At 43.6% G+C, this 10,538-nt stretch carries 8 protein-coding genes; 3 read left to right on the forward strand and 5 right to left on the reverse strand.

From position 1 onward, the window contains the following. Positions 1-139: 139 nt before the first annotated feature. Positions 140-814 (forward strand): NAD(P)H-dependent oxidoreductase, encoded by a 675-nt coding sequence (locus AC5V8P_RS05340; protein ID WP_064795844.1) that lies wholly within the window; start codon positions 140-142, stop codon positions 812-814. Between the two features lie 104 nt (positions 815-918). Here AC5V8P_RS05340 and AC5V8P_RS05345 read toward each other — a convergent pair whose 3' ends face one another. The 3 genes from AC5V8P_RS05345 to AC5V8P_RS05355 form a co-directional block, all read right to left on the reverse strand. After that, positions 919-3,810, reverse strand: a complete 2,892-nt coding sequence (locus tag AC5V8P_RS05345; RefSeq protein WP_064795843.1) for a DUF3863 domain-containing protein — start codon at positions 3,808-3,810, stop codon at positions 919-921. Positions 3,811-4,227: 417 nt separating this feature from the next. After that, positions 4,228-4,935: a hypothetical protein gene (locus AC5V8P_RS05350; RefSeq protein ID WP_064795842.1), complete on the reverse strand. Its 708-nt coding sequence runs from the start codon at positions 4,933-4,935 to the stop codon at positions 4,228-4,230. Between the two features lie 116 nt (positions 4,936-5,051). Further along, positions 5,052-5,468: a MerR family transcriptional regulator gene (locus tag AC5V8P_RS05355; protein ID WP_063212914.1), complete on the reverse strand. Its 417-nt coding sequence runs from the start codon at positions 5,466-5,468 to the stop codon at positions 5,052-5,054. A gap of 236 nt (positions 5,469-5,704) precedes the next feature. Between AC5V8P_RS05355 and AC5V8P_RS05360 the strand changes: the two genes are divergently transcribed. Beyond that, positions 5,705-6,745, forward strand: coding sequence for an NAD(P)-dependent alcohol dehydrogenase (locus tag AC5V8P_RS05360; RefSeq protein WP_064795841.1), 1,041 nt, complete (start codon positions 5,705-5,707; stop codon positions 6,743-6,745). 185 nt (positions 6,746-6,930) lie between these two features. Here the strand turns inward: AC5V8P_RS05360 and AC5V8P_RS05365 are convergent, their stop codons facing one another. After that, positions 6,931-8,313 (reverse strand): amino acid permease, encoded by a 1,383-nt coding sequence (locus AC5V8P_RS05365; RefSeq protein ID WP_064795840.1) that lies wholly within the window; start codon positions 8,311-8,313, stop codon positions 6,931-6,933. A gap of 485 nt (positions 8,314-8,798) precedes the next feature. Between AC5V8P_RS05365 and AC5V8P_RS05370 the strand changes: the two genes are divergently transcribed. After that, positions 8,799-9,563, forward strand: coding sequence for an SDR family oxidoreductase (locus AC5V8P_RS05370; protein ID WP_064795839.1), 765 nt, complete (start codon positions 8,799-8,801; stop codon positions 9,561-9,563). A 108-nt stretch (positions 9,564-9,671) separates the two neighbouring features. Here the strand turns inward: AC5V8P_RS05370 and AC5V8P_RS05375 are convergent. After that, positions 9,672-10,538, reverse strand: an 867-nt coding sequence (locus AC5V8P_RS05375) for a protein adenylyltransferase SelO family protein (RefSeq protein ID WP_495473569.1), incomplete at its 5' end; no start/stop codon positions are given.

Genomic DNA, 10,538 nt, shown 5'->3' on the forward strand with positions numbered 1-10,538 from the left:
CTTTTCTCCTCCTTAGTATCATTTTATATACTACAGCACATTAATGTGCGTACTTCAAAAACAGTCATATATAATTTAATATTAGTCATGCAATTGATAAGCGTCAATTTTAATCACATCCATAAGGAGTGGCATTACCATGGAAACCTTAACAACCACTAAAGATCAAATCTTAGCTGCATACAAGTTCAGACATGCTACAAAAGAATTTGATAGTCATAAGAAAATTAGCGATTCCGATTTTGAGTTTATTCTTGAAACCGGTCGTTTATCCCCAAGCTCGTTTGGCTTTGAACCCTGGAAGTTTGTTGTCGTCCAAAGTAAAGAGATGCGTGAGAAGCTGCTGCCCTATTCCTGGGGGGCCACAAAACAGCTGCCAACAGCAAGCCATTTTGTGCTTATTCTCTCCAGATTACCTAAAGATATGGTAGCTTCATCCGATTATATCAAAAATATGATGGAAAACGTGCAGCAATTACCTGCTGAAGTGATGCAAGGCAAAGAGAAGGTATATGATGCCTTCCTGAAATCAGATTTTGCGCTCGAGGAAAATGAAAGAGCTATGTTCGAGTGGGCATGCCGACAAACCTACATCGCACTGGGCAATATGATGACTGCCGCAGCTCAAATCGGCATTGATTCCTGCCCGATCGAAGGTTTTAGTAAGCAAGACATTGAACGTATCCTCTCCGAGGAAGGCATTATGGATGCTGAGCATTTCGGTATTTCTTGCATGGTGGCTTTTGGATACCGTCTGAACGAGCCGCGCGACAAAACTCGTCGACCTGTAGATCAGATTGTAGAGTGGGTATAAAACCTTTTCTCTAAAACAAAGAGGGCGCCCAAGCCATTTCCATGGCCGTGGGGCGCCCTCTTTGCATAAAACTCAGGTCCTACAATTTTTGTCACTTCATACGCTTACTGAAAGTTCACTTTTTCCACGAAATAGATGTCCTTCAATCGAGCTTTCACGCGCTCAATTTCATCTGCTGTTAAAGGAGCCGTTGGACATAGCTTGAAGTTTCTTCCCGTCACATAGCTTACGTCCGTGTGACCATCCAGGTTGTAGGCCAGCCTCGGAACCGGTTTTCGGGTATAATCGGTAAAGTCAATAATGGACCATGCCGCATCTCCGTCCTCTTTGGATAAAATAATGCGCTGCGAGGCATTTTCGGTCCACAAATAGCGCAGATTCGCTGGTGAATTATTGGAATCCATAGCCGTCTTAATGCCTGAGCCTCTAAACATGAGTGTAAACTCTGTATGATCATTATTTGATCCTGCTACCGATTCATAAATCTGTTTCAGCCCGTCCACACCTACAATCTCGACCTTACGATCAAGCGGGAAATGATTCACAAAGTTCTCCCATATTGGACCCATGTTATGGGTGTTGGCAAGTGCGTTAATGTCCAAAATAATGGACAAGTAGTTTACCGTATTTATACGTTGATAAGGGTTATCCAAATATTGCTGTACTATATACAGTTGTGGTGCCGCATCTGTCTCCGTCACATAGGGATCACCCGGATGAAGAGTCCAACGTGAGGAATCTTTCGTATAGCGTGATCCAATCGGATCAATCGTAACCGAGTTCATGAATACGGTACCGCTATTATCGGCAATTCCTTGTGCGGGAACAATTGGATTGTCCTTATGGGACCAGTAAGGCATCAAAGGTGAGCCCTCACCATACATGCCGTTGACATTATATTGTGTAGCCGACCATCCCATCGCGGATGTAATTCGATAGTGATCTTTTAACCATTGAGTCTGTTCAGGATTCACCGTAAAGCTGGTCAATGATTTCGGGAGGTACTTCCGATATAGGTCTGTATCCATGCTTTCAAACACGGATGGTGATCCCATTGAACCCGATTGGTGTAGCTCATTGAATGCATTGTAACGGTACATATACAGCCACTCATCCATTTTTGCTTTCCAAACTGGAAGCTCGGGCGCGTCCAGGTTCGGAGACCCCGCCAGTATCCCGACTTCATCTCCATACTGATCGACGTAATCCAGAACCTGTTTAAGCTGCGGTCGGTTCGATTCCACAAAAACAAATCCGTTTTCCATCGCCCACGTCACTTTGATGTTGGGACCAAAGTGATCCATCAGCAATTGACGAGATTGCTTGATTTGGTCTACGGTAGTCACGCTTCCCTGCAGCATGATGGAGACAGCAAAGTATTGCTTTTTGCGTTCTCCGGGTTCCACCCTTAATTCCGCATCGGATGTGAAGTGAATCCCCTGGGATGGTGACTCAACCACAATTTTTAATGGAATGACCGAGTTCACTGCTGGAATCAAATGCAGATTGGCAATCTTTCCATCCTCGTCAAATATTCCACTGGAATCCTCTACCCGAAGTATCAAGTCGGACGGCAGCATCTCAGGAGCTATAACCTCTCCTTTAGCATTATGAAATACGTAAGACATTTTCCAAGCAGCAGGATCTAAAGTAGCCGCCTCTGAAATAGTATACGTAGCCAAGTATACAGACCTGATTACGTTCGGTGGTTCTGCCGGCGGAGCCTTCCCTTTTACGATCAGCTTGGTCTGAGCTGTAAGGACCTGATAAGGTTTGGCAATAGTGACCTTCATCGCGACCGGAATGAAGCTGTCCACAGCCGGAATATTTTCAGGATGTGCGATTTTCCCTTGTGTATCAAACACACCTAACTCATCACTAAATGTGTATGTGACACTCGTGACGCTGGCAGCAGGAATGCTTACTGGTCGCCCTTCATGATAGAGCTGAAAGGATAGCTGATACGAAGGGTACGTTTCCGGCTGATTTGCCAGCTCTTGTGCCTTGATTACCACCTCATCTACCAGAAAATCCGAAGAATGATCCGGTGGATTTACTGGAATTACGGGTGGTTTGGGATTAGGCTCCGGCGGTGTGACTGGCGGGTCCGGACTCGGCTTCGGTGGTATCACCGACGGTTCGGGTTTCGGCTCTATTGGAGTCACCGGGGAGACTGGTGAATCAGGGTTTGAGCGATGCCTTTTAGGCTCCTCAATGTCCGAATTTACAGGTTGTTGCTTGATCTCCGGTGTCAAGTCGACCGCATTCTTCTTCGATTCTTGTTGACTGGTCGTCTGAGGCATGGTTGCAGATCCAGTTCCTGATGACTCCAGTAAGCGCTTGGCACGTTCTCTCAGTCCGTCACCGCCTAACCATATCCGATAGGCAACCAGCGTGGCGTCCTGCCGACTCACAGGCTCTTTAGGATGGAAATAATGATTTGTATCCCCCTGGATCAGTTCCAACCGTTCCATCAGCCATACACTCGTTTGTGCATAATCTGATATATCAGATTGATCCACAAAACTGGATATACCAGCATGTAGGGGATCTTCATCAGTTACACCAAAATACCGGGCATACCATACAGCCATATCCTGACGAGTCATATTGTGCTTGGCACCGAATAAATGATCACTAATTCCTTTCGTAATCTTCTCTTCCTGTAGGGCCTGTACATAAGGCAAAGCCCAGGGTGATACATCCCGAAAAGAAGTTGCGCCGCTGTTATTCGATGTTCGCTTTAAGGTTTTAGCAAAAATGCTTGCCCATTCCTGCCGGGAGATCAATTGTAAAGGTCGAAAGCTCCCATCCTGATAACCCGTAACATAACCTTGAGCAGCCATGGTCTCAATCGCATCAGCTCCATAGGATTGTTCGATATCGTTAAAGGCTCTGTCCGCAAAAACAGGCGCACTATGTATACAGAACAACCAGACAGCCAGTAAACCAGCCATGTAATGCCTAATTTGTTTCAACCTTTTTTCACAGTTCATTATTTGAGATTATTACACCTCCTTTACGAGATGACACTGGGCCACTTTCACCTGTACCTTCATATCAACTTTGAAAATAAATCTCTTTTGTTTTCAAACGTTTTTTCATTACTGTTAACACCAAACTGTATATACTTGGTTTATCGGAATAATCCCCCTAGGATTGAATAAAGCCAGCAAAAAAAGTGACTTTAGTAATATGTTTCCCTGCTCATTCATTCTGTTTTTTTAAGCCGTAATTCCCTATCACTAAACAATGGTTTTCATTGGAAATTAAATACTTATATCTTTTGGGGTTATCATTTTTTTCATGTGTAGAAACAAAAAAAGAGATGACACCTGTATCGGCATTTGCCTGAGTACAAAATGTTATCTCTTTTTTAGTGTAAGATGCACTTATTACATTCGGTCTGCTCGTTAATCCTTTTTAAGCTCAGAGCCCTTATAAATATAAAAGTAGCCCTTTAGCGTTCCATTTTGCGGATAAGCGGCCGGATCTTTGTCTTTTATTTGGGCTACCCACACTCGGTTTATAAGTGTAGAGGGGCTTTCCTCAACTAGTGCTTCAGCAGACATGCCAGTGATTGGTTGTGCTGCGCTGGACCAGAATGTAACTAAGTAGACATCGTCAGCCTTAAAATGATAGCGTCCTTCACTTGGAGTTCCCTCATAAAATAACTCAGCCAAAGATGCTGCCTCAGATCCTCTCATAAAAACTCGAATCTCATCAGTTCCGTTCCATGTATGAGGAATTCCTTTCCTTGGATTAACGTATTCTACAGTTTCTGGCTCCTTGTTGCTATTAAAATCAACAACTGCATATTTATAAACCTCATCTGTTACACTCTTGATTGCAAATTCGGTTGTTTTCTCTGTTCGGTAGCCACTGAACTTTCCATACACATTCGGGGTTTTGCTAATTGCAGCGAAGGCCTTTTCCTGATCCATAAATCCAGCTCTTCCTGCTACTGGGGTCAGCCTGTAGGTCTTGATTTCAGTCCCCTTGTACTGATCCCAAGAGTATTCGTAATAATATTTTGCATAAGATATTCCACTGTTCCAGCCTACAGATACCAGCATGATAATACCTAGCATGAATACTGCTGGCCATTTTTTCAACATCATACCCACAACCTCTTTTCTCCAAATACACTTAAATTATCATTAGAATTATAGCTTTTCAATAATTCTATTAACAGTAAAATATTAGAAGGAAGTGTGGATAAATTATGTCTTTTCGGTTAGTTAGTCATGTGACTGCTTATATTATTGTCTTTATGGATATTTTCCGTTCCGGCATCCAATGCCGTTTTGTAATATAAGCATTTATGTTCAATAACTTCCATTGTTTTTTTTAGTTCTTCCATTTGTGCTTCTACAGTAGCCTTTCGTTCCAAAAACATGTCATATCTTTGTTGTAGTGTGGCATCCCCATCAGAGCACCAATCAATGAAATTTTTAATTTCTTTGATCGGCATTCCGGTCGATTTTAGACATTCAATTATTTTTAGAGCGTCAATATCGGATTCTTTAAATAATCTTGTTCCGCTAGATGTCCGTTCTACAAAAGGCATTAGTCCCTCCTTGTCGTAGTAACGCAAGGTATATGCTGTAAGATTCAATTCTTTAGCAACTTCGCTGATCGAATATGTCTTCATCATGCATCTCCTATTCTTAATTACGTAGACTTCGAGTTAACTCTAAGATATAAAAGGGATTTTATCAAGTTATTTGCTAAGTGTCACAGTCCCCTAGCAGGAATTTTCAAAAGGAGTATAAAGTAGTCGCTTGACTTAGAGTTAACTATAAGGATTAACATGGATTTACAAGAGAAAAAAACATGACGGAGAACCACTGCATTCTCTTGAAAAATATAATAAATAGGAGGCTATTTATGATAACTGCTAAAGCACGAGCTGTTGACGGCCCAGATCAGCCATTTCGAGCGGCTGAAATTAAACGACGGGATCTTGATTCGCATGATATTCTGATTGAAATTAAATATGCTGGCATATGCCACTCTGACATCCATACGGCTCACGGCGAATGGGGGCCAGTGAACTACCCTCTCGTACCCGGACATGAAATTGCAGGGATTGTTACGGATGTAGGATCTAAAGTTACAAAGTACAGCGTTGGTGATCGGGTAGGAGTCGGCTGTATGGTCGATTCCTGTGGCGAATGTGAGAACTGTCGTAAAGGAGAGGAACAATACTGCCTTAAAGGAAATGTTCCTACCTACGCTGGTGTTGACAAATACGGCGAGCCTACACAGGGCGGATATTCCACCCATATAGTCGTAACTGAGGATTTTGTAGTCAAAATTCCAGATAACATAGGGCTTGACGTGGCTGCTCCGTTACTTTGTGCAGGTATTACGACATATTCACCGTTAAATCACTGGGGAGCTGGTCCAGATAAGAAAGTGGCCGTTGTGGGCATGGGAGGCCTTGGCCATATGGCTATCAAGATTGCACATGCTATGGGTGCTGAGGTAACCGTTTTATCACAAACATTAAAGAAAAAAGAGGACGGCTTGCAATTTGGCGCGGACCACTATTATGCCACAAGCGAACCAGAAACATTTGAAAAACTGGCTGGGCACTTTGATTTGATTATTAACACGGTTAGTGCCAACATCAATCTGGACGCTTATTTTGCACTTCTTAATCTTGATGGAACTTTGGTGAACGTTGGTGCCCCTGGGGAGCCGATGTCACTAAATGTGATGTCCCTTATCGGACATCGCCGTTCATTTGCAGGCTCAATGATTGGAGGCATTCGTGAGACACAGGAAATGTTGGATTTCTGTGCAAAACACAATATTGTTCCTAAAATTGAAGTGATACCGGCCGACCAGATTGACGAAGCCTACAAACGCGTATTAGCTTCTGATGTGAAGTATAGATTCGTGATCGATATTAGCACCATGTGAGGTATGTAAATCAATAATGTTGTAAAAGTGATATATTTGCACTTATAGTGCGAACAGATTAACTACACACTTTCTTCCCCCACTCATAACCTTTCCATAGCTCATTCCTCTTCATATACAAAGAAAAGCCGGGCGCTACTCAGATAATCTGAATTACGCTCGGCAAATACTACATTATTAGCAGCCTATTCGTTTTTCTCTAATTCTTCAATTCTCTGCCGCTTTCCTATACCAAAGATGAAATATCCGACAATGACGATCGCCATGAATATTGCCCCAACAATCAATGGCAAGCGTGTATCCGGGTTAAACCACATTCCAACAATCACCAACAACAAAAAGATAATAGTAATGTAATTACTGATCGGGAAAAAACGAGATTTAAAGTTGTGGCCTTCCATTTCGTTCTTCCACTTTTTCCGGAATTTAAATTGACTGATGGCTAATGCAAACCACGGTACCATACCCGGGAGAACACTGGCGCTGTAAATGTACAGAAACAGTTTGGAATTAGGCATTAAGTAGTTAAATAGTACTCCTACCAGCAGCAAGGAAATCGTTGTTATTATACTATTTCTAGGGACACCGCTTGCGGAGACTTTCCCTAAGAACTTAGGAGCTTGTCCGTTCTTGGCCAATGTATATAACATTCTGCCTGCACTATAAATACCACTGTTGCAACCTGACATTGCAGCTGTAAGTACAACAAAGTTGATAATACCCGCAGCAGCCACGATGCCTACCTTGGCAAAAGTCAGTACAAACGGGCTGCCGATCTCGCCAATTTGGTTCCAAGGATAAAGCGTGACAATGACGAAGATCGCACCAACGTAAAAAATCAGAATACGCCAGATGATGTTTTTAATGGCTTTTCGCAGGGTCATTTTCGGATTCTCAGCTTCACCCGCCGTAATACCTATCATCTCGATCCCCTGGTAAGCCGCCGTTACAATACATAGTGCAAATAGGAACCCTTTTAGCCCGCCTGCAAAAAAACCACCATGACTGACTAGATTGGATAGTCCTATCGGTTGTCCGCCGTTGCCGAGGCCAAAGAAGATCATCCCCGTACCTACCACTAGCATGAAGATAATAGCGATAATCTTAATCATCGCAAACCAAAACTCAAATTCTCCATAAAATTTCACAGCCGCCAAATTAGCCAGCGCAATAATAATTACACCTGCCAAAGCTGGCAGCCATTGCGGGATATCTGGGAACCAGTAGCCCACATATACCCCAATCGCAGTGACTTCCGCCATTCCTACCGTAACCCATAAGAACCAATAGCACCAAGTGGTCAAGAAACCGGCCAAAGGGCTGATGTATTTATGAGCAAAGGTCGCAAATGAGCCCGTCACCGGTTCAAGAATCAACATTTCCCCCATGATCCGCATGACAAAAAACATAATAATCCCGGCTAAGAGATAAGCCAACAGCACCGAAGGTCCTGCCCATTTTATCGTACTTGCCGATCCCATAAACAAACCGACGCCAATCGTGCCTCCAAGCGCAATCAACTCAACGTGCCGTGGCTTCAGCCCTCTCGTTAATTGTTTCGATTCCAAAAGAACGCTCCCCTTCGTATATGTTCGTCATCAAATGCTAATGATCCGGAAAACTGTCTCCAAACATTATTAATTTTCAGACTGACGTGGTTGATCGAACGACTACAAGAGTAGTTCCACGATTCATAAATATACAAAGTAAACCACGTCCTATTTACCGTCCAAACCTTACTGTTTCTAAGACCGAGTCCGTAGCATTAGATGCATTGTATGACAAAAAACGTCTAAATACAACTGCTAATTAGCAGACATTTTTATACATGAAATGGAAAGGAAGGAGTTTCATTTTTCTGAACATTGGTCAATTTAATGTAATGCATTAGAGTGTTGAAGATGCATGTTTTTTTCAATGATAAATATCACGATATTTTATTTAAAACTTGTATTCCTATGGTGGAAACCATGAACTCCGAATGAAAGAGCAACATTTCAAACCTACCCTTGTGCTATAACTAGTCATGGATTCCAAACAAGGAGATGAAGACATGAGTATGTTAAAAGGTAAAATCGCTTTAGTAACTGGTGCAAGTCGGGGAATCGGTCACGGAGTTGCATTACGTTTGGCTCGGGAGGGTGCCATTGTCGCAGTACATTACGGAAAAAGGCACCATGAAGCAGATGAGGTGGTGCATAAAATTGAACAGATTGGAGGGGCTGCATTTACGATCGGTGCTGACTTCAGTGACCTGGACGGCATTCAAGATTTATATGCGAAATTGGATGAAGCGCTTCGAGAACGTACAGGCGATAATCGGTTTGATATTCTCGTCAATAACGCTGGAATCGGTCAAATTGTCTCTCTAGAAGAGACAACAGAAGAATCTTTTGACGAAGTCATGAACATGAATGTCAAAGCACCTCTTTTTGTTACCCAGCAAGCTTTGCCGCGTCTAAACGATGGAGGCCGCATTATCAATCTCTCCTCATTTGTTACACGTGTGGCTTCCCCTAGCGTTTTTGCATATAGCATGTCAAAGGGGGCAATCGACACACTTACGCACATGTTGGCTCATCAACTTGGAAGCCGTAATATTACAGTCAATGCCATCCAACCTGGCATTATCAACACAGAAATGAATAGCGAGACACTGCAAGATCCCAACGGGCAGAAATTTGCCGCTGGCCTTTCAATCTTCAAACGCTGGGGCGAGCCTGAGGATGTTGCAGATATAGCTGCCTTTCTTGCCTCATCGGACAGCCGTTGGGTCACTGGTCAAATGATTGATGCAAGTGGCGGATCTCATCTGTAAATAACAGCTTCAAAATAAAAACAAATTGCGTTGGTGAGAGAAAGTCGTCCTTCTCCCCCAACGCATGTAATAAGCAATCATCAAGTTGTTCAACACAACTACTACAGATCAGGTACCACAAAAAGTCCGGTAAGGACAGCTGGATATCTCAGGCAATGTAGAGTAAATTTCCTGCTCGGTAGAATAAGCATACGGATCCGAAAGAACTTCAAGAAGCTGCTCCATCACACGGTAATCTTCCCGTTCCACCGCAGCTTCCAGCGCTTCTTCTACCCGATGATTGCGCGGGATGATTGCAGGATTGCTGCTGCGCATCAGCTGCTGCGAGGAAGCCTCGGATTCCTGCTGTCTGTCCAGCCTCGCTTGCCACTGCTCGTGCCACTGGGTAAAATCTGCAGTGCTGAACAAAGCCGCATCCTCCAGCTTGTTTAAAGTTAGAGCACGGAAGGTATTGGTGTAGTCCGCACGATGCTTCTGCATGATTTTAAGAAGATCCTCAACAAGGGATTCATCCTGTGGCTCTTCGTTAAAGATCCCCAATTTCGCCCGCATTCCCGTAAGCCAATGATGGCGGAACATGTTTGCGAAATCTGCAATTGCATCCTCGGCCAGTTTGACAGCCTGCTCTCTGTCGTCATGCAACAGTGGCAATAGCGTCTCCGCCAATCTCGCGAGATTCCATGCAGCGATATGCGGCTGATTGACATAAGCATAGCGGCCCTGTATGTCGATGGAGCTGAACACTGTCTCAGGATCATAGGTATCCATAAAGGCGCAAGGACCATAATCAATGGTTTCTCCGCTAAGGGTCATATTGTCGGTGTTCATCACTCCGTGAATAAAACCGACCAGCTGCCACTGGGCGATCAGCTTCGCCTGACGCTTAATCACTTCCTGGAGCAGGCGAAGGTAGCGGTTTTCCTCGGTTTTAACTTCTGGGTAATGTCGTTCCAATGTGTAATCAGCCAGAGTACG

Source organism: Paenibacillus sp. N119s (assembly GCF_059447605.1).

Excerpts from the sequence above, each read along its gene's own strand:
- AC5V8P_RS05370 (WP_064795839.1), top strand. The coding sequence starts at position 8,799 with ATGAGTATGTTAAAAGGTAAAATCGCTTTAGTAACTGGTGCAAGTCGG.
- AC5V8P_RS05350 (WP_064795842.1), bottom strand. The coding sequence starts at position 4,935 with ATGATGTTGAAAAAATGGCCAGCAGTATTCATGCTAGGTATTATCATG.
- AC5V8P_RS05345 (WP_064795843.1), bottom strand. The coding sequence starts at position 3,810 with ATGAACTGTGAAAAAAGGTTGAAACAAATTAGGCATTACATGGCTGGT.
- AC5V8P_RS05355 (WP_063212914.1), bottom strand. The coding sequence starts at position 5,468 with ATGAAGACATATTCGATCAGCGAAGTTGCTAAAGAATTGAATCTTACA.
- AC5V8P_RS05340 (WP_064795844.1), top strand. The coding sequence starts at position 140 with ATGGAAACCTTAACAACCACTAAAGATCAAATCTTAGCTGCATACAAG.
- AC5V8P_RS05360 (WP_064795841.1), top strand. The coding sequence starts at position 5,705 with ATGATAACTGCTAAAGCACGAGCTGTTGACGGCCCAGATCAGCCATTT.